This window comes from Pseudomonas sp. zfem004, from assembly GCF_032621715.1.
Lineage (GTDB): Bacteria > Pseudomonadota > Gammaproteobacteria > Pseudomonadales > Pseudomonadaceae > Aquipseudomonas > Aquipseudomonas sichuanensis.
Genome location: NZ_JAVYJF010000015.1, coordinates 1 through 19,216, shown reverse-complemented (window position 1 = coordinate 19,216; position 19,216 = coordinate 1). Strand labels below are relative to the sequence as shown.

Sequence of the window (19,216 nt, the reverse complement as noted above, 5' to 3'; positions counted from 1 at the left end):
GTAGTGGTTATGGGAATGCACTTCACAAGCAGCAGTTAAGTCCAGCAATGTCCTTCGCTCAAGCAGGGACTTTCAATAGTCGACGGGCGACGTGAGAAACGGGTAGCGGTAGTCGGCCGGCCGCCCTTCGGCGCTGTAGTGATGAAAGTCGACGCCGTGGCCGCCCTGCTCCAGCAACTTGAGCCAGCGCCGGGCCTTGGCCGGGTCGATCAGTTGCAGGACCGGCACCTGGTGCTCGCGCGATCCGTCGCGATTGACCGCCAGGCCCATGGCATCGTCGTGCAGCATGACCATGGCCCAGCCGCCAAGGGTGAAATGGCCGCCCATCAACACGCCCAGGCGCCCGTCGATCAGTGCGCGCAAGGCTTCTGGCGAGCTGTTCACCGCACTGAACACGGCATCGCGCCCCGGCACCTTGCCCGCCTGCTCGAAGGCGCGCATGGCGCCGAAGGCCATTTCATCGTTGGCCGACCACACCAGCCGGGTCTCGGGGTAGCGCTCCAGCAGCACCTGCGCCTGTTCGAAGGCGCGCTGACGGCTCCAGCCGCCATACACCACCTGGCGCAGGCGCACCTGCGGGAAGTCTGCCAGCGCGCGGCGCATGCCCTGCTCGCGCAGCTGCGAGGCCGGGGTAGTCTTGACCCCGGCAAAGGCCAGCAGGTCGACCGGCCCGGACGAGGGCGGCAGTTTCGCCACCATCGCCTTGAGCATCTGGTAGCCGGCCACTTCGTCGTTGCTGGTCAGGGTGCCGAGCACTTCGGGGTACTTGTCGGGCTGGGCCTGGATGCTGCGCGCCTGGCTGTCCGTCAGGCCGTTGTTGACCAGGAACAGCTTGACCCCGGTGCCGCGGGACAGGCGGATGATCTCGGGGGCGACGTACTGTTCGTTGACCAGCACCAGGTAGTCCGGGCGTTCCGGCCCCTGCAGCACGGCGCGGGCCTGGGTCAGGGCGAGGTCGGCCCGGCGCTCGCTGTACTGCACGCGCAATTGCATGCCCAGGTCCGTGGCGGCGGCCTGCATGAAGCGTGAGTAGTCGACCCAGAACGTCTCGTTGGACAAGCCTGGGTTGAGAAATACCACCGAAGCGGCCTGTGCGCCCGCCACCAGCGGCAGGCTCAGGCACAGGCCCTGGCACAAGGCCTTGAGCATGCGGTTACATCCCTGGGGAGCAAACGGCGGAGTATACGCGCAGCGCGGTGTAGAGCGGGCAAATGGCAGTCAGTCTCACTTAGTCCAAATGGTTCTTTTCATATGCAAAAACATCACTTTAGCGCATAAACCCACTCTGCTATCGTTCCCCCGCTCCGCTCCGGAGTGCGCGGCCGTGCGCGCGATTAGCTGCATGCAGCCTGAGACAGGACTTTTATGTACGTATACGACGAGTACGATCAGCGGATCATCGAGGACCGCGTCAAGCAGTTCCGTGATCAGACCCGCCGCTACCTGGCCGGTGAGCTGAGCGAAGAAGAATTCCGCCCGCTGCGCCTGCAGAACGGGCTCTATGTCCAACGCTTCGCCCCGATGCTGCGCGTCGCCGTGCCCTATGGCCAGCTGAACGCAACGCAGGCCCGTATGCTGGCGAAGATCGCCCGCGACTACGACAAGGGCTACGCGCATATCAGCACCCGCCAGAACGTGCAGTACAACTGGCCGGCGCTGGAAGACATCCCGGATATCCTGGCCGAGCTGGCCACCGTGCAGATGCACGCGATCCAGACCAGCGGCAACTGCCTGCGCAACGTCACCACCGACCAGTTCGCCGGTGTCGCCGCCGACGAACTGGTGGACCCGCGCCCATGGTGCGAGATCGTTCGCCAGTGGACCACCTTCCACCCGGAATTCGCCTACCTGCCGCGCAAGTTCAAGATTGCCGTCAACGGTTCGAGCGACGACCGCGCCGCCATCGAAGTGCACGACATCGGCCTTGAGCCGGTGCGTAACGCTGCCGGCGAGCTGGGCTTCCGCGTGCTGGTAGGTGGCGGCCTGGGCCGTACCCCGGTGATCGGCGCGTTCATCAACGAGTTCCTGCCGTGGCAGGACCTGCTCAGCTACCTGGACGCCATCCTGCGCGTGTACAACCGTTACGGACGCCGTGACAACAAGTACAAGGCGCGGATCAAGATCCTGGTCAAGGCCCTCACCCCGGAAGTGTTCGCAGAGAAGGTCGAGGCCGAGATGGCCCACCTGCGCGGTGGCGAGACCACGTTGACCGAGGCCGAAGTGCAGCGCGTGGCGCGCCACTTCATCGACCCTGAGTACCTGGCGCTCGACAACCAGGACTACAGCGCGCTGGATGCCGAGCACCCAGGCTTCGCCCGCTGGCGTTCGCGCAACACCCGCGCGCACAAGAAGCCGGGCTACGTCGCCGTCACCCTGTCGCTCAAGCCCACCGGCGTCGCCCCGGGCGACCTGACCGACAAGCAGCTGGACGCCGTCGCCGACTTCGCCGAGCGCTACAGCTTCGGCTACCTGCGCACCTCGCACGAGCAGAACATCATCCTCGCCGACGTCGAGCAGCGCCAGTTGCACGCCCTGTGGCTGGAACTGCGCGAGAACGGCTTCGCCACGCCGAACATCGGCCTGCTGACCGACATCATCTGCTGCCCGGGCGGTGATTTCTGCTCGCTGGCCAACGCCAAGTCGATCCCGATCGCCGAATCCATCCAGCGCCGCTTCGACGACCTGGACTACCTGTTCGACATCGGCGAGCTCGACCTGAACATCTCCGGCTGCATGAACGCCTGCGGCCACCACCACGTCGGCCACATCGGCATCCTCGGGGTGGACAAGAAAGGCGAGGAGTTCTACCAGGTGTCGCTGGGCGGCAACGCCGCGCGCGACGCCAGCCTGGGCAAGATCCTCGGCCCTTCGTTCGCCCAGGATGACATGGCCGACGTGATCGAGAAGCTGATCAACGTGTATGTCGAGCAACGCACCGAAGACGAGCGTTTCATCGACACCTACCAGCGGATCGGTATCGACCCCTTCAAGGAACGCGTCTATGCAGCGAATCATTAAGAACAACCAGATCGTCGACGAAACCTGGCACCTGCTGCCCAAGGACGTCTCGATCGACGAGCTGACCAACTGCGACGACTACATCGTGCCGCTGCAACTGTGGCGTGACCATCCGAGCATGCTCAAGGCCCGCGACGGCGGCCTGGGCATCTGGCTGGACAGCGACGAGGAAGCGGAAGAGATCGGCGCGGACGTTGAGCACTTCCAGGTCATCGCCCTGAACTTCCCGGCCTTCACCGACGGGCGCAACTATTCCAATGCGCGCCTGCTGCGTGACCGCTACAAGTTCAAGGGTGAGCTGCGCGCCATCGGCGACGTGCTGCGCGACCAGCTGTTCTACATGGCCCGCTGTGGCTTCGATGCGTTCGCCATCCGTGCCGACAAGGACCCGGAAGACGCGCTGCAGAGCCTGAAGGACTTCTCGGTGACCTACCAGGGCGCCACCGACGAGCCGCTGCCGCTGTTCCGCCGCCGCTGATCGTCAGCTGCTGCATCGACCGGCCCGCCTTATGGCGGGCCGGTTCGTTTCGCACTTATCGCTCAGGTTTGACGATGGCATGCCGATATCATCGGTAGACCCATTCCCTCGCAAGGACAGCGATATGAACCCGATCAGCGCCGCGCTGCGCCCCCCCCTCGCCTACAGCAGCTCCACCCCCCAGCAGACCGTCAGCCTGCACAAGGCCGCACACCCCGCCGACAGCCCAAGCGCTCAGGTCAACCTCGGCCTGGATACCCGCGTTGCCGATGCCCAGACATACTCCGCCAGGGGCTCGCTGGGCACACCGCAAAGCCGTTACCTCTGGCAGCAGGAAAACACCGACCCGCTCAGCCTGCTCATGCAGGGCAGCCTCAGGAGCAGTACGCTGAGCGGGAGTTTCCAGGGCCTGGGCGCAACCCTCATGGAACAACTGGTCGCCAACGGCGGCCAGCGCGTGTCCCAATCGGCGCTGCTGGCAGGCGCAAACAGCCAAGCCGACGCCGTGCTGCTGGCCCAGCAGCAGTCAGAGCTGCGTAAGTACGCCAGCAACCACGTGACCTTGAACCTGACCACCGCTTCCGGGGCAACTGTCACCCTCGGCCTCTACAGCAGCGAGAAAGGCCTGGCCGTCGATGCCGAGGTGCAGAACGGCACCCTCAGCGACACCGAACTGAAGAGCCTGGCGAGCCTCGCCAATGGCTTCGAGTCGGTGATCAGCGGCCTGAACCAGCAGCCGCCGCGCCTCAAGCTGGACGCTATGCTCAAGCTCGATCAGAACCTGTTCACCGGGCTGCAGATGAATGCCAGGCTCGATCTGGTCGACGGCAAGCAGCAGACCTTCGATCTGCGTCTGAATCAAATCACCCGCAGTGTCAGCCTGCAGGGGCCGAACGGCGACCTGCAACTGAACCTCGACACCCAGGGGGGTAGCTTGCTTGGTGGCACGGCGCAGCGACAGGCGGCGCTCAACAACTACCTGGCCCAGTTCGATGCTGCGCAGGAGCGCGGCAAGGGCGATGCGCACTTGATGACGCTGTTCAAGGACGCCTTCCGCCAACTCAACCAGGTGGACGACAATAGCCCGCGCCCGGCCGGGCACAGCATGCCAAGCCACACGTTCAGCCGCTCGCTGCTCAGCGGTCTGGCCGACTTCAGCGCCTCGATCAGCCAGACCAGCACGCGACCAAACCCGCTAAGACTGAATGAAGAGGACCGCTTCGACTACCAGGTCTCGCAGTCCACCTCGACCCAGAGCAAGGGCAACAACGTCACTCGCCAACAGCAGCAGCAGGCCACCCTCGACGCCGCCTGGCACAGCAGCCTCGACTCGTCGGCACGGCTTACCGACGGCGTTGTTGGCGGTGACTACCACTACCGTGTGCTGCGCGAACAGGCCAGCAGCATCAGCCGGCTGTCGATACTCGACGGCGAACTGGCCGAGGCAGGGGTCAGCCAACAAGCAAGCAGCAAAAAGCGCGTGCTGACCATGCGCGATGGGGCCGTGCAATCCGATTTCAGCACACCGCGCTCGGCAAGCAAGTCCCGTGACCTGATGGCGCTGCTCGACCAGCTGTTCAAGCAGGAAAAGGCCCGCGTAGAGGGGCTTGAATCAACCCTGGACCAGCAACTGGCAAGCAACAGCCAGCTGTGGTTGCTGCAGACGGACCCAGCGCGAATCTAGCGCGGCACTGCTGGAACACACCTGACCGCCTTTGCGGGGCGGCCCACGGCGTCATGGCCGTGGGCCGCTGCCACGCTCAGCCGCCGGTGCCCTGCCCGACCAGCACACCGTCGACCTTTTGCCCGTACAGGTTGACCCCGTCATTGGCATGGAACTTCAATCGCGTCTTCTCGATCGAGCCCTCCACCAAGCGTGGATCCTGTGGCCGCTCGTGGCGGTTGATCCACGCAGCCACGTCCCAGGCCTGCTGGTCGCTCAGGCTGCCAGGCTTGCCCAGCGGCATGTTGTACTTGATGAACGACGCCGCGGTGTTGATGCGGTGCATGCCCGCCCCCCAGTTGTACGAGTCCTTGCCCCACAACGGCGGCATCACGTATTCCCCGGCGACCTTCTGCCCCTCACCGTTGTCGCCGTGGCAGATCGCGCATTGCTCGCGGTACACCTGCTGGCCCCGCTTGAAGTCGTAGCCGCCCGCGGGCTGCGCAACGTCGGGGTAGCCACGGCCGGCGATCTCGACGCCGGTCGGCGCCTGGGTCGAAAGCCAGTAGGCGTACACACTCAGCGCTGTCATCTGCGGGCTGTCGGCCGCCGGTGGCTTGCCGTTCATGCTGAACTGGAAACAACCCTGGATGCGTTCGGCGAAGGTGTTGACCTTGTCGTTTTTCTTGCGATACGCCGGGTACATCGGATAAGCACCCCATAACGGCGCCGAGTGGGCCATGCGCCCCTGGTCGAGGTGGCAATTGCTGCAGTTCAGGCCATTGCCCACGGCATCGGGCATCAAGCGGCGGGTATCGACGAACAATGCATGGCCTTGGCGGACCATCTTGCCAAAGGCGTTGTCGGGGATGGCGCTTTCGGCGGGCGCCACGAACTGCGGCGCGGCCTGCACGCCCGGCACCTTGAGCTGCGATTGATCTTCCATGGCAATCGGCGCGGCCTGGGCACTGCCCATGGCCAGCAACAGCACAGCGGGGATCATGGTGTTCATGGCTTGACCTCCTGGCTGGCCGACGGGCTTGTTGCCTTGGCGAAATACTCGGCTATCGCCTTGACCTCGGCATCGGTCATGGCCTTGGCCACGTTGACCATCAATTGGTTGGGGTCGTTGCTGCGGCTGCCGTCGCGCCAGGCGTTGAGCTGGGCCACCAGGTAGCCGGCCGGTTGCCCGGCCAGGGGTGGAAAGTGTTCGCCGACCCCGCTGCCACCCGGTCCATGGCACTGCACGCAGCCTGGGATCTGCCGGCTCCAGTCGCCATACAGGGCCAGACGGGATACCGCATCGCCGGCAATCTGCTGGCGGCGCAGGTCGGCGGCGCCATCAGCCGGGAGCGCTGCCAGGTAGGTGCTGACGGCGTCGATTTCCGCGTCACTCAGCGCCTTGGCCAGCGGCTCCATCACCGCCTGCTTGCGGCTGCCCTGGCGAAAATCCCGCAGTTGCTTGGCAAGGTAGCCGGCAGGCAAACCGGCAAGGCGGGGGAAGCCGGCGGCGGCAATGCCTTTGCCGTCCGGCCCATGGCAGCCCAGGCAGGCCATGGCGGCGGGGTTCTGCCCGCCCTGGTTGAAGACCTGTTGTCCGTCGGCGGCATACGCCGAGGGCCAGGCCAGGATCAGCCAACCGCCGATCACGACACGACTCAGGGATATCATCACGGAAGACTCCATTTCCTTGTTATAAGCTTAGGCTCAAACGACATAAGCCCATAAATACTAGGGCTTATCCCCGGTATGCGACAACGTGCCACCGGGATGGAAATGGGCAATCTGCCTTTTAATCGATCAACAACTGCGCTGGATCAAGAACCCGAGATGCACTCGGTCGCCGCCGTGCGCACATCTCCCAGGCGCAGGGGGAAATTGCTCAAACGCTCATGAACCTTGATCGCACTGCCGCTGCCACGTTTGTCGATGTCCAGCAGCGCCGCCGGCCCTGCGTTCGCAGACAGTTTTTGCGGCACGATCAGGCGCAGGCCATCGCCGCGCACTTCTTCACCCAAGGGGTCACGACTGTCCGCCAGCTTGCGCTTGACGCAATCAGCGTATTCACGGGGCGTCTTGCCAGACATCACATCCATGGTTTCGTGGGACTGCTCCAGCTCCGTCACGCTTGCGCAGCCCCCAAGCGCCAGCGCCACCGCCGCTACCAGCCATTTCATTTACGCTACTCCAATTGCAAAGGTCACCCTCTGACCGCAGCCAGGCGCAATTGCTCCCCGATCTGGCAGAAATCTCCCCGCCCGCTCGAGCCCGGACGCAAGTGTAGCGCCACATCGTGGTATCTTTCGCCTTTGCAGAAACAACCCTTGCGGAGCACCCCATGAAATTCGTACACCAGCGCGAGCACCTGAACGAGGACGACATCGTCGTCATCGAGTGCTCCCAGCGCTGCAACATCCGCCTGATGAACGACGCCAACTTCCGCAGCTTCAAGAATGGCGGCCGACACACTTACCACGGTGGCCACTTCGAGAAGTTCCCGGCAAAAATCACCGTGCCCAGCACCGGTTTCTGGAACATCACCATCGATACCGTGACCACGCGCCCGATCTCGGTGACCCGCAAGCCGACCCTGACGCACAAGATCAAGATCATTCGCCGCTCCTCGTCGAAACTCGGATAACGCCCGCATGACCCAGACCATCAAGTATGTGATCAAGTACAAGCTCGACGGCGAACGCCGCTGGGATTTCGCCCTGATGCCCGATGCCTCCCTGGAGCAGGCGCAGCAGGCCCTGCGCAAGATCCACGGCGACGACGCCGAGAAGATCAGCGACATTCAGGTCAGCAAGGCCCTGTAAGACCGCCCCGATCCCGCCGCACTCAAGGAGTCGCCCATGAGCACCTGGCCAGACCGCCGCATCCTCGACCTGTTGAACATCGAGGTGCCCATCCTCCAGGCGCCCATGGCCGGCGCCAGCGGCTCGGCGATGGCCATTGCCGTCGGCAACGCCGGCGGCCTGGGCGCCCTGCCTTGCGCCATGCTGACCCACGAACAGATACGCGGGGAAATCGAGGCCTTCCGCGGCGCATGCAGCGGCCCGCTCAACCTCAATTTCTTCTGCCACCAGCCGCCAGCACCGGACCCCGAGCGTGATGCGCGCTGGAAGCAGGCGCTCAAGCCCTACTACGACGAAACCGGCGCCGACTTCGACGCGCCCACGCCGGTATCCAACCGTGCGCCGTTCGACGAGCAAAGCTGCCAACTGGTGGAGGCAATGCGCCCGGAGGTGGTCAGCTTCCATTTCGGCCTGCCCGCCGCCGCATTGCTGCAACGGGTCAAGGCAACCGGGGCCAAGGTGCTGTCCAGCGCCACCACGGTCGAGGAAGCTATCTGGCTTGAGCAGCACGGCTGCGACGCGATCATCGCCATGGGCTTTGAAGCGGGCGGCCACCGCGGCATGTTCCTCAGCAACGATATCACCAGCCAGATCGGCACCTTCGCCCTGGTGCCCCAGGTGGCGGACGCGGTGCGCGTACCGGTGATCGCCGCCGGCGGCATTGCCGATCACCGCGGCCTGGTCGCCGCCCTCGCCCTGGGCGCCTCGGCCGTGCAGATCGGCACCGCCTACCTGTTCTGCCCGCAGGCCAAGGTCTCACCGGCGCATCGCCGTGCACTGGACTGCGCCCCGGCCAGCGATACCGCATTGACCAACCTGTTCACCGGGCGCCCTGCACGCGGCATCAACAACCGCATCATGCGCGAGCTGGGGCCCATGAGCGCACTGGCCCCGCATTTCCCCCTGGCAGGCGGCGCCTTGATGCCGCTACGGGCGATTACCGACCCGCAGGGCAATAGTGATTTCAGCAACCTGTGGTCAGGCCAGGCCCTGCGCTTGGGCAAACACCTCGACGCGGGCGAGCTGACGCTTGAAATTGCCAACGGGGCGCTTAAAATCTTGACCCATAGATCAATTTTTTAGCCGCGCAGCTCTTCCCGACGGATGGCTTATCGCTATATAGTCCGCACCATAACGATAAACACCCGCCCCTAGGAGCCTTCTCGATGCGTATTCGCCTGTCCCACCTGGCCGCCGCTACCCTGGCCAGCCTGTTCACCCTCAACAGCGCCTGGGCCGATGAAGTCCAGGTTGCCGTGGCAGCCAACTTCACAGCGCCGATCCAGGCCATCGCCAAGGATTTCGAGAAGGATACCGGCCACAAACTGGTCGCCGCATACGGCGCCACCGGCCAGTTCTACGCACAGATCAAGAACGGCGCGCCGTTCGAAGTGTTCCTCGCCGCCGACGACAGCACCCCGGCCAAGCTCGAGCAGGAAAAAGAAACCGTTGCAGGCTCGCGCTTCACCTACGCCATCGGCACCCTGGCGCTGTGGTCGGCCAAACCCGGCTACGTCGACAGCAAGGGCGAGGTACTGAAGAAAAACGACTTCAAGCACCTGTCCATCGCCAACCCCAAGACCGCCCCTTATGGCTTGGCCGCCACCCAGGTGCTGGACAAGCTCAAGCTGACCGAGGCCACCAAGGCCAAGCTCGTCGAAGGCCAGAACATCACCCAGGCGTTCCAGTTCGTTTCCACCGGCAATGCCGAGCTGGGCTTCGTCGCCCTGTCGCAGATCTACAAGGACGGCAAGGTCGAGAATGGCTCGGCCTGGATCGTCCCGGCCTCGATGCACGAGCCGATCCGCCAGGACGCAGTGATCCTGAACAAGGGCAAGGACAACCCGGCGGCCAAGGCGCTGGTCGACTACCTCAAGGGCCCGAAGGCAGCCGCCGTGATCAAGTCCTACGGCTATGAAATCTGATGCCACTCGACGCCAGTGACCTGGGTGCGATCTGGCTGACCATCAAGCTGGCCAGCCTGACCACTGCCATCCTGCTGGTGGTGGGCACGCCTATCGCCTGGTGGCTGGCACGCACCCGCTCCTGGCTGCGCGGTCCGATTGGCGCGGTGGTGGCGCTGCCCCTGGTGCTGCCGCCGACGGTGATCGGTTTCTACCTGCTGCTGATGCTTGGCCCCCATGGCTGGATCGGCCAAGCCACCCAGGCGCTGGGCCTGGGCAGCGTGGTGTTCAGTTTCGCCGGGCTGGTGATCGGCTCGGTGGTGTATTCCATGCCGTTCGTGGTCCAGCCACTGCAGAACGCCTTCAGTGCCATTGGCCAGCGCCCCCTTGAGGTGGCCGCGACCCTGCGCGCCAGCCCCTGGGATACCTTCGTCCATGTGGTGCTGCCGCTGGCACGCCCTGGTTTCATCACCGCCAGCATTCTCGGCTTTGCCCATACCGTGGGCGAGTTCGGCGTGGTGCTGATGATCGGTGGCAATATTCCCGACAAGACCCGCGTGGTCTCGGTGCAGATCTTCGATCACGTCGAGGCCATGGCCTATGACCAGGCCCACTGGCTGGCCGGGGCCATGCTGCTGTTCTCCTTCCTGGTACTGCTGATGCTTTACGCCGGCCGGCGTGGCAAGGCTGGCTGGAGCTGAAATGAGTGCTTCGATACAGGCGCGCCTGATGCTTGCGCGCGACGATTTCACCCTGGATGTCGACCTGCGCCTGCCCGGGCGCGGCATCAGCGCGCTGTTTGGCCATTCCGGCTCGGGCAAGACCTCGTGCCTGCGTTGCCTGGCGGGCCTGGAGCGTGCCGCCAGCGCCTACATCGAGGTCAACGGCGAGGTCTGGGAAGACAGCGCGCGCGGGCATTTCATGGCTCCGCACAAACGTCCTGTGGGTTATGTGTTCCAGGAAGCCAGCTTGTTCGCGCACCTGTCGGTGCGCGGCAACCTGGAGTTCGGCTGGCGCCGCATCGCCCCCAGTGAGCGCAAGATCAAGCTGGAGCAGGCATGCCAGCTGCTGGGCATCGGCCATCTGCTCGAGCGCAAACCAGCCACCTTGTCGGGCGGCGAGGCACAACGGGTCGGCATCGCCCGGGCACTGCTCAGCAGCCCGCGCCTGTTGCTGATGGACGAGCCGCTGGCGGCCCTGGACAGTGCGCGCAAGCGCGAAATCCTGCCCTATCTGGAACGCCTGCACGACGAGCTGGATATCCCGCTCATCTACGTCAGCCATGCCCAGGACGAAGTCGCGCGCCTGGCCGACCACCTGGTGCTGCTGGAACAGGGCAAGGCCCTGGCCAGCGGCCCGATTGGCCAGACCCTGGCCCGCCTGGACCTGTCGCTGGCCCAAGGCGAGGATGCCGGCGTGGTGCTCGAAGGCGTGGTGGTCGGCCACGACCCGCACTTTGAGCTGTTCGACCTGCGCTTGCCCGGCGGTGAAGGCCCGCTGTTGCGCATCGCCCATCCTGCCTTGCATATGGGCAGCACCCTGCGGCTGAAGGTGCAGGCCCGCGATGTGAGCCTGGCGCTGAGCGCCGACGGCGCCTCAAGCATTCTCAACCGCTTGCCGGTGCGGGTGCGCGAATGCCGCGCGGCAGACAACCCGGCCCATGTGATGGTGAGCCTGGACGCCAGCGGCAACCCCCTGCTGGCGCGCATTACCCGCTACTCGGCGGAGCAACTCGGCGTGCAACCAGGCCAGAATCTGTGGGCGCAGATCAAGTCGGTGGCGCTACTCGGTTGAGCAACGCCGCAGTGGCGGTTGTCCATTGCTGCATGACCGCTCGATGGACTGCACCGATGCCCGACAGCCCGCTACCCGCCGGCCTGCATTATGTCGACGACAACCAGCCCGGGTTGAGCCGGCGCCGGCGAGGCGAACGCTTCCTCTACTTCGATGCCTTGGGCCGGCAGGTGCGCGATGCCGCGACCCTGGCGCGCATCGCGGCGCTGGTGATCCCGCCAGCCTATACCGAGGTGTGGATCTGCAGCGACCCGCTGGGCCATTTACAGGCCACCGGCCGCGATGCCCGAGGGCGTAAACAGTACCGCTACCATCAGCAATGGCGCGAGCAGCGTGACCAGTACAAATACGGGCGCCTGCTGGCCTTCGCCCAAGCCCTGCCCGCCTTGCGCAAGCGCCTGGACGAACACCTGGCACGCCGCGGGATGGACCGGGAAAAAGTGATGGCGCTGGTGATCAGCCTGCTCGACGCGACGCTCATTCGCATCGGCAACCGCCAGTACCTGCGCGACAATCGCTCCTACGGGCTGACCACGCTGAACTGCCGTCACGTAAAGGTTCGGGGCAGCACCATCCGCTTTCAGTTCCGCGGCAAGCGCGGTGTCGAACACGACGTCACGCTGCATGACCGACGCCTGGCGGCGTTGCTCAAGCGCTGCATGGAACTGCCCGGCCAGGCGTTGTTCCAGTACCTGGACGATGATGGGCAACGCCACAGTATCGGCTCGACCGAGGTGAACCAGTTCCTCCAGCAGTTGACCGGCGCCGACTTCACCGCCAAGGACTATCGCACCTGGGCCGGCAGCAGCCTGGCCCTGAGCCTGCTAAGGCCATTGGCCTGGGAGCCCGACAGCGAAGCCCGGCGCCAGGTGGCGGCAACCGTGCGCCAGGTGGCCAACCGCTTGGGCAATACGCCAGCCGTTTGCCGCCGCTGCTATATCCACCCTGCGTTGTTCGAACATTTCCAGCTCGGGCGCCTGGCTCAGCTGCCGCGGGCGCGCCAGCGCAAGGGATTGGAGCCCGAGGAAGCGGCGCTGCTGGTTTTTTTGCAGGCACTGGATACAAACGATCATTGAGCCCGGCTATTTCACTTATCAAACAAGGAAATTTCCCATATGACGTCAACCACCCTATCCTTGCCACCGAGCACCTCCGCTGATGGGCAGCAACCTATGCCCAGCAGCACCTGCAACTAGAGACAGACATAAATTGTCTGACGGAGGAATTACTATCCGCCGAAAGCGTCTTTAATGGAAAGGAAGAGGGACAAAGCTCCCACCGTTGTGGTAAATGGCCCGGCGGTTTTTACATCACCAAGGAGAACTACATGCTGATACTCACCCGTAAGGTCGGCGAAAGCATCGTCATCAACGACGACATCAAAGTCACCATTCTGGGAGTCAAGGGGATGCAAGTGAGGATCGGCATCGATGCGCCGAAGGATGTCCAGGTGCACCGTGAAGAAATTTACAAGCGAATCCAGGCAGGCAGCCCTGCCCCGGAGAAAGGCGACGAGAAACACTGATTACCCACGCATCAAGCCGCACGGACGCGTCTGATCGATTGCCCGCCCACGCGGGGCGCCCACCCTGACCCTCAGGTGCCCAGCAGTTCGCGCACCTTGGCGATCATTCTGTCCATGTCGAATGGCTTGTCGAACACCGCGGCGAACAGCTCGGGGCGGATCAGCTTTTTGTCGGCCTGCGCACCACTCATGAGAATGACCGGCAGGTGCGGAAGATCCAGCTCGGTGCGAATGGCCCGCACCAGTTCCACACCACTCATGACCGGCATCATGTAGTCGGTGATGACCAATTCCACATGCCTGCCTTCGCGCCTCCCTTTCAAGGCCTCCAAGGCTTTGCGCCCGTTACTGGCCTTTTCCACCTGATAGCCTTCGTCCTCCAGGGCAAAACCGAGGATATCGGCGATCAGGTACTCGTCATCGACGATCAGGATGGTATTCATGGCGTCATCCCATCAGCGATCACCTTGCGGGACCGCTGTGCCGCTGAGCACGCCGCTAGCGCCATCGAAAACCCGCCCCAGAGTGATCCCCAGCGGCCCCAGGTGCAGCGCCTGCAGCGTTGGGTCGTGGTCGCTGTCGCGCACCTTGACGATCGACAGCACGCGGTGCAGCTTGGCATCGAGTTCGGCGAAGCGCATCAGCACCAGGTTGTCGACGATGCTCGACAGGTCCGGTGCCGGAGCGGTGATCTCGGCGCCGAAAATATCACGCATCTCCCAGGTGAGCAGGACGGTCACCTCACGTGCGCGCAGCTCACCGGTCAGGGCGCGGAAGAACGCGTTCAAGCGCCCCGGCTCCAACGCCAGGCGTCCGAACGCGCCGAGGCTGTCGATCACTACGCGCCTGGCGCCCAGAGCCTGCACCTGCTCAAGCAAACGTGCGCCGACCTCATCCAGCAGCCCCTCGGTGGTGGGTTGCCAACTGAGTTGCACGACCCCGTCACGCTCCTGCCCGGCGATGTCGAAGCCTAGTGCCTGGGCCTTGAGGCGCAAGCGAGCGGGCGTCTCGTAGAACCCGAAATGCAGCCCGGGTGCGCGCTCATCGGACGCGGCCAGGAACGCGATGCCCAAGGCACTTTTGCCGACCCCGGACGGCCCCATAAGCAGGCTAACGGAACCTTCGGCCAAACCGCCGCCGAGCATGCTGTCCAGGTCGCTCACCCCGGTAGTGGCCCGGCTCAGCGCCTGAGCACCAGGCAGGCTGGGGTGGCTGTACAGTGACTCCAGCCGCGGGAATACCTGCAACCCTGCCTCGCTGATCAGGCATTCGTGGCGCCCCGACAACGCAGCGCTGCCACGGGTCTTGCGCAGTTGCACATGACGCACCGCCGTGCTGCCGACCATATGCTCGCCCAGCTCGATGACGCCATCGACCATGGTGTGCTCGGGGCTGCCTTCCTCCAGGCGTGCGCTGGTCAGCAGCAGAACGGTGCATCCGGCAAAAGCGGCATGCCCCTGCAATTCGGAAACGAACTTCTTGGTGTCGAGGCTGGTTTCCGCCCGTGAGCGGGCGTTGAGCAGGCCATCGACGATCAACAGGCTGGCCTGCTGCCGGGCAATCTCCTGGCGCAGCAACCGCACCACGGCGTCGAGGCCATCCTGCTCAAGGGTGTCGAAGGCGCTGACGAACTGAATGCTGTCGCCCACCATCGTCTGATCGAAAAACGTCAGGGTCGACAGGTACTGGAACAACCGTTCATGGGATTCACTGAGCAACGTGGCCACCAGCACCCGCCCGCCTTCGCGGACATGGTTGCAAGCAAGCTGGTTGGCCAGGATGGTCTTGCCCGAGCCCGGATGCCCCTGAACGATATAGGACGCCCCCACCACCAACCCGCCCTTGAGCAGGGCATCGAGGCCTTCAATACCGGTGGCCAGTCGCTTGAGGTGTTCGACCATGATGCTTTACTCGCTTGTCTGCGGTTGATCATCGGGGCATGCCGGCAGGTACAGGCTCATGCAGGTCCCCTTGCCGGGCTGGCTGGCAACACGGATGGCGCCATTGCTCTGCCTGGCGAACCCATAGGCCTGGCTGAGCCCCAGACCTGTGCCTTTGCCGAACGGCTTGGTGGTGAAAAACGGCTCGAAGATGCGTGGCAACACTTTCGGATCAATACCCTCGCCATCGTCCCGCACATCGAAACGCACATAGCGCCCTTGCAAGCCCTCCACTTCACCGGCCAGCTCCACACTGTCGACCACCAGCTCGATCCGTCCTGCCGTGCCGATCGCATCCCGGGCATTGAACATCATGTTCAGCAGCACCATCTGCAACTGCCCGGCATCCACGTCAATCGCAGGCAGCTCTGCCTGGATCTGCTCGACCAGTTCGATGTCGCGAGGCAATGCGTGTTCCGCCAGCGCGCGAATGGATCCGGCCACCTGGGCAGGCGGAATCCGTACGACGCTCAGCTGCCGATGGCGGGCAAAGCTGAGCAGTTGCTGGGTCAACTGGGTACCCCGCTGCCCGGCATCGAGAATGTGCTCAAGCATACGCCGCGTGCGGCTGGGGTCCTGACTGTTGATGGCCAGGCGGGCGGAGCTGAGGATGATGGTCAGCAGGTTGTTGAAGTCATGGGCCAAGCCGCCGGTCAGCTGGCCGAGGGCCTCGAGCTTCTGTGCCTGGAACAGCTGGGCGCGCATGGCATCCAGTTGCAGCGCGGAGTCCCGGCGATCGGTGATGTCGCGCGTGACCTTGGCCAGGCCGATGATCTGGCCCTGCTCGTCGCGAATGACGTCCAGCGCGGCCAAGGCCCAGAATTGCGTGCCATCCTTGCGTACACGCCAGCCCTCATCCTGCGCCACGCCCTGCTCCAGGGCCTGGCGCAACAGGCGTTCGGGGCGGCCCTCGGCACTGTCTTCGGCGGTGAAGAACAGGGAGAAATGCTTGCCTATCACCTCGTCGGCGCGATAGCCCTTGATCCGTTGGGCACCGGCGTTCCACGACACCACATGGCCATCTGGGTCGAGCATGTAGATGGCATAGTCGACCACCGCCTGAACCAGCTGTTCATAGCGCGCTTCGGGCATTACTGACTGGGCGGGCCGGTCCGTTGCTGGCATGCGAACTCCCCAAGCACCGCGATAAGGACATACTGAGCGTAGTCAAAAGTCCTGCAAGTACCCTACCCCATGCGACGACCGTCAACTTCAGGCTCACGCATCGTCGGCACCAGCCTGCGCGGCATTGCCACTTTGAGCAACCACAGGCCGACCAGCAGGATCAACGCACCGCCACCCAAGGCCATGAGCCGTTGAGACGCGGAACGCAATTCATCCAGGCCAAGCACCACAAGGTAGCTACCCAGCCCCACCAGGCCGACGAAGAGGAAGGCTGCCAGCAGGCAAACCAGCAGAAACAACACACGCCAAAACAGCTTCGGGCGCACAACACGCCCTGCTGAGCTGGCCTGGCCTGGGGAAAACGGGGGCATCACGGCTTACTCACTTGGATCCAATGGCGCAAAGGTGGCGCAATGACAGCCTGCTGTCAATTGGCCTATAGTGGCGCCACGCTTACCTGCAAGGACGCACCCCATGCCCGCGAATCAACGCCTGCAACGTCTTCAGGACGACCTGCTGCACACGGCTGCCGAACTCGACACACTGTGCCAGGCACTGGATGGCCACGCCCTGTTTCTGCGTCATTCAATCCATCAAACAGATGCTCGGGCCATGGATAATCATGTCGAAGATTTGCGCGGTTCTGCCTGTGAGCTACGGGATATTGCCCACACCATCACGCCCTGAACCTGCAGACCGGTTGACGCTTCTATAACAATGGGTTATAAAGCGCGCTTGATTGCCAAGGCCTTCTATTAATGAGGCACGGCGCTCAACTGTGCGAGTGTGGTGGAATTGGTATACACAGCAGACTTAAAATCTGTCGGCGTGAGCCTTGCGGGTTCGAGTCCCGCCACTCGCACCATCTGTTTTCGATGAAGGCGCCCTTGCGGCGCCTTTTTCATGCCCAGCGGAATTCCGCCAGGCAGCTGCTAGAGTGGAAATTGTCACCGTCCATCGGAGCGCCACCATGCGCTATGCACTGCTCGAAGGCCAACGCGACTTCATTCTGCTGCTTGCCCGAATCTTCCTGATGATCCTGTTCGTACTTGCGGGCTGGGGCAAGCTGACCGGCTTCGAGGGCACGGTCGGCTACATGACCTCCCTCGGCGCACCGGCCCCGATGCTGGCTGCCGGGGTGGCGGTGATCATGGAGTTCCTGGTCGCGATCCTGCTGATCCTGGGCTTCTATACCCGGCCACTGGCGCTGCTGTTCGCCCTGTTCGTGCTGGGCACCGCGCTGCTCGGCCACCCGTTCTGGAACATGGTCGACCCCGAACGCAGCGCCAACATGACTCAGTTCCTGAAAAACCTGAGCATCGTTGGCGGGCTGCTGGCACTGGCCGTCAGCGGCCCCGGGCGTTTTTCCCTCGACCGCCACTGAGCGCCGGATCAATACGCGATTGCTGCGACGTCAATCGTCGCAGTCATCGTGCCAGGCCGGGTGATCTTCCTCGTCATCGAAATCATCCTGCAGCTCCTCGTCCTCCTCGACTTCATCCAGCGCCCCCTGCGCATCCGCCTCAGGGTCGAAGCTGTCGTGAAATTCGTGGTCAAGCAGGTGGTCGTGCTCGGGCTCTGGCAAATCGTCTTCTTCGTACATCACACACTCCATACACTACAGGCCGCCTATATAGGCCCTCCGGCGCCAGCGGTCAATGCAGCGGGTAGTTAACCCTGACTTAACCGACCAGGCGCAACCTCAAGGCTCTCCCTTCAAGCACGTTCCAGCCCGCCGGCCCTGGCGGGCTTTTTTTGCCTTGAGCCCGAAAGCCCACAGGTACGCGCCAGCAGCCAAGCCGGACACCCTAGATCCAAAGCTCTTTGCCGTTAATAGATGCATGATTGATGAAAAATTCAGTAACGGTTATTGAAGCCTGACCTGCGGGGCCTTCACAAAATTCTGACATCTGTGACGGCAGACTGGCCTTGCTTCGATACGTTCTGTTTAACCCGCCTAGATGGCGGGTTTTCTTTTATTCGCTGTTTCAGCCTGATCGCTTCAATCCACAGAAGTCCAGACCGCGAGCTCGTAACCATCCGGATCGATGAAGTGGAACCGCTTGCCACCCGGAAATGCGAATACAGCCCTGCTGATCTCTGCCCCTGCTGCCTCAAGCCGATGCTGTGTCTCGGCCAGATCATCCGCATAAAGGATCACCAACGGGCCACCAGGCCTGACGGGCTCACCCGTGGTGAAACCGCCCGTCAATCGCCCATCCGTAAACTCGGTATAGGTCGGCCCATAGTCCACGAACTGCCAGTTGAAAACCGTACCGTAGAACGCCTTGCTGCGGTCAATATCGCTGACATTGAATTCGATATTGTCGATCTGATGATCCTTGCCTCTGGTTGCCATGTATCACCTCCTTGTTGATGGCGGGAATCTATCACAACCGGGGGGGCACTTCGGGCCATGGCACCAGAGACTTGCCAGGATCTTGCCTATCGCGGGCTTCACACCGCTGCGCTGCGCGCGCGCAGATCAATGTTCAATATACGGTCGTTATCGCTGTAGTCGACCGGACAATCAATCACGTGCACCCCTGGGTTGGAGACACAGTGGTCAAGTAGCGGAATCAACGAGTCGGCGCTTTCTACGCAATATCCATTGGCGCCATAGGATTGCGCATATTTGACGAAGTCCGGGTTGCCGTAGTCCAGGCCGAAATCGGTGAAGCCCATGTTGGCCTGCTTCCAGCGGATCATGCCGTAGCCGTCGTCACGCAGGATCACCACGGTCAGGTGCATGCCCAGACGTACCGCGGTTTCCAGCTCCTGGCTGTTCATCATGAAGCCGCCGTCGCCGCACACCGAAATTACCGGACGGTCCGGGTACACCAGGTGCGCCGCCATGGCCGATGGCAGGCCGGCGCCCATGGTCGCCAGGGCGTTGTCGAGCAGCACGGTG

General features: G+C 63.4%; 24 protein-coding genes and 1 tRNA gene. 14 read left to right on the top strand and 11 right to left on the bottom strand.

The window, feature by feature from the left end; genetic code table 11:
- Positions 1-72: 72 nt before the first annotated feature.
- The gene (locus tag RTH46_RS16775; RefSeq protein WP_153787235.1) at positions 73-1,149 is read right to left on the bottom strand and encodes an ABC transporter substrate-binding protein; all 1,077 of its coding nucleotides are present in this window, start codon (positions 1,147-1,149) and stop codon (positions 73-75) included.
- Between the two features lie 216 nt (positions 1,150-1,365).
- On the opposite strand from RTH46_RS16775, the gene RTH46_RS16770 reads away from it, so the two are divergent.
- From RTH46_RS16770 to RTH46_RS16760, 3 genes are all read left to right on the top strand, one after another.
- Positions 1,366-3,018, top strand: a complete 1,653-nt coding sequence (locus RTH46_RS16770; RefSeq protein WP_153787236.1) for a nitrite/sulfite reductase — start codon at positions 1,366-1,368, stop codon at positions 3,016-3,018.
- Complete coding sequence (locus RTH46_RS16765) at positions 3,002-3,496, top strand: DUF934 domain-containing protein (RefSeq protein WP_153787237.1); 495 nt, start codon at positions 3,002-3,004, stop codon at positions 3,494-3,496. The genes RTH46_RS16770 and RTH46_RS16765 overlap by 17 nt, the downstream gene beginning before the upstream one ends.
- A gap of 124 nt (positions 3,497-3,620) precedes the next feature.
- On the top strand, positions 3,621-5,180 hold the full coding sequence (locus RTH46_RS16760; protein ID WP_316906147.1) for a hypothetical protein: 1,560 nt from the start codon (positions 3,621-3,623) through the stop codon (positions 5,178-5,180).
- Between the two features lie 76 nt (positions 5,181-5,256).
- Here the strand turns inward: RTH46_RS16760 and RTH46_RS16755 are convergent, their stop codons facing one another.
- The 3 genes from RTH46_RS16755 to RTH46_RS16745 form a co-directional block, all read right to left on the bottom strand.
- On the bottom strand, positions 5,257-6,105 hold the full coding sequence (locus RTH46_RS16755) for a c-type cytochrome (protein ID WP_371923709.1): 849 nt from the start codon (positions 6,103-6,105) through the stop codon (positions 5,257-5,259).
- A 62-nt stretch (positions 6,106-6,167) separates the two neighbouring features.
- Positions 6,168-6,830 carry a c-type cytochrome gene (locus RTH46_RS16750; RefSeq protein WP_316906222.1) on the bottom strand — a complete coding sequence of 221 codons (663 nt, stop codon included), beginning with the start codon at positions 6,828-6,830 and terminating at the stop codon, positions 6,168-6,170.
- A 146-nt stretch (positions 6,831-6,976) separates the two neighbouring features.
- Positions 6,977-7,336 (bottom strand): hypothetical protein, encoded by a 360-nt coding sequence (locus RTH46_RS16745; RefSeq protein WP_153787240.1) that lies wholly within the window; start codon positions 7,334-7,336, stop codon positions 6,977-6,979.
- Between the two features lie 161 nt (positions 7,337-7,497).
- Here RTH46_RS16745 and RTH46_RS16740 point away from each other — a divergent pair, with 161 nt between their 5' ends.
- From RTH46_RS16740 to csrA, 8 genes are all read left to right on the top strand, one after another.
- Positions 7,498-7,800 (top strand): DUF1883 domain-containing protein, encoded by a 303-nt coding sequence (locus RTH46_RS16740; protein WP_046855131.1) that lies wholly within the window; start codon positions 7,498-7,500, stop codon positions 7,798-7,800.
- A 7-nt stretch (positions 7,801-7,807) separates the two neighbouring features.
- Positions 7,808-7,978, top strand: coding sequence for a hypothetical protein (locus RTH46_RS16735; protein WP_167409850.1), 171 nt, complete (start codon positions 7,808-7,810; stop codon positions 7,976-7,978).
- A gap of 36 nt (positions 7,979-8,014) precedes the next feature.
- Positions 8,015-9,100, top strand: a complete 1,086-nt coding sequence (locus RTH46_RS16730) for a nitronate monooxygenase (protein WP_316906145.1) — start codon at positions 8,015-8,017, stop codon at positions 9,098-9,100.
- A gap of 83 nt (positions 9,101-9,183) precedes the next feature.
- Positions 9,184-9,942, top strand: coding sequence for a molybdate ABC transporter substrate-binding protein (modA, locus tag RTH46_RS16725; RefSeq protein ID WP_153787242.1), 759 nt, complete (start codon positions 9,184-9,186; stop codon positions 9,940-9,942).
- Entirely contained in the window at positions 9,942-10,622 is a 681-nt protein-coding gene (gene modB / locus RTH46_RS16720) for a molybdate ABC transporter permease subunit (protein WP_125859135.1), read from the top strand. The genes modA and modB overlap by 1 nt, the downstream gene beginning before the upstream one ends.
- Before the next feature lies 1 nt (position 10,623).
- The gene (gene modC / locus RTH46_RS16715) at positions 10,624-11,715 is read left to right on the top strand and encodes a molybdenum ABC transporter ATP-binding protein (protein WP_316906144.1); all 1,092 of its coding nucleotides are present in this window, start codon (positions 10,624-10,626) and stop codon (positions 11,713-11,715) included.
- Between the two features lie 56 nt (positions 11,716-11,771).
- Entirely contained in the window at positions 11,772-12,791 is a 1,020-nt protein-coding gene (locus RTH46_RS16710; RefSeq protein WP_316906143.1) for a DNA topoisomerase IB, read from the top strand.
- A 251-nt stretch (positions 12,792-13,042) separates the two neighbouring features.
- A complete protein-coding gene (gene csrA / locus RTH46_RS16705) occupies positions 13,043-13,240 on the top strand; it encodes a carbon storage regulator CsrA (protein WP_110995367.1) in 198 nt (65 codons plus the stop codon).
- 71 nt (positions 13,241-13,311) lie between these two features.
- Here csrA and RTH46_RS16700 read toward each other — a convergent pair whose 3' ends face one another.
- From RTH46_RS16700 to RTH46_RS16685, 4 genes are all read right to left on the bottom strand, one after another.
- Positions 13,312-13,683, bottom strand: coding sequence for a response regulator (locus RTH46_RS16700; RefSeq protein WP_153787245.1), 372 nt, complete (start codon positions 13,681-13,683; stop codon positions 13,312-13,314).
- A gap of 12 nt (positions 13,684-13,695) precedes the next feature.
- Positions 13,696-15,141, bottom strand: a complete 1,446-nt coding sequence (locus RTH46_RS16695) for an ATPase domain-containing protein (protein WP_316906142.1) — start codon at positions 15,139-15,141, stop codon at positions 13,696-13,698.
- Between the two features lie 6 nt (positions 15,142-15,147).
- Positions 15,148-16,305, bottom strand: coding sequence for a two-component system sensor histidine kinase NtrB (locus RTH46_RS16690; RefSeq protein WP_256671366.1), 1,158 nt, complete (start codon positions 16,303-16,305; stop codon positions 15,148-15,150).
- A gap of 62 nt (positions 16,306-16,367) precedes the next feature.
- Complete coding sequence (locus RTH46_RS16685) at positions 16,368-16,631, bottom strand: hypothetical protein (protein ID WP_371923708.1); 264 nt, start codon at positions 16,629-16,631, stop codon at positions 16,368-16,370.
- 148 nt (positions 16,632-16,779) lie between these two features.
- On the opposite strand from RTH46_RS16685, the gene RTH46_RS16680 reads away from it, so the two are divergent.
- From RTH46_RS16680 to RTH46_RS16670, 3 genes are all read left to right on the top strand, one after another.
- A complete protein-coding gene (locus RTH46_RS16680) occupies positions 16,780-16,992 on the top strand; it encodes a hypothetical protein (RefSeq protein ID WP_153787247.1) in 213 nt (70 codons plus the stop codon).
- A 93-nt stretch (positions 16,993-17,085) separates the two neighbouring features.
- Positions 17,086-17,170, top strand: a tRNA-Leu gene (locus tag RTH46_RS16675).
- A gap of 105 nt (positions 17,171-17,275) precedes the next feature.
- A complete protein-coding gene (locus RTH46_RS16670; protein ID WP_110995371.1) occupies positions 17,276-17,689 on the top strand; it encodes a DoxX family protein in 414 nt (137 codons plus the stop codon).
- Positions 17,690-17,719: 30 nt separating this feature from the next.
- On the opposite strand, the gene RTH46_RS16665 is transcribed toward RTH46_RS16670, so the two are convergent.
- The 3 genes from RTH46_RS16665 to RTH46_RS16655 all read right to left on the bottom strand — a co-directional run.
- Entirely contained in the window at positions 17,720-17,908 is a 189-nt protein-coding gene (locus tag RTH46_RS16665) for a hypothetical protein (RefSeq protein WP_110995372.1), read from the bottom strand.
- A gap of 399 nt (positions 17,909-18,307) precedes the next feature.
- Entirely contained in the window at positions 18,308-18,664 is a 357-nt protein-coding gene (locus RTH46_RS16660) for a VOC family protein (RefSeq protein ID WP_153787248.1), read from the bottom strand.
- A 98-nt stretch (positions 18,665-18,762) separates the two neighbouring features.
- Positions 18,763-19,216, bottom strand: a 454-nt coding sequence (locus tag RTH46_RS16655) for a thiamine pyrophosphate-dependent enzyme (RefSeq protein ID WP_316906141.1), incomplete at its 5' end; no start/stop codon positions are given.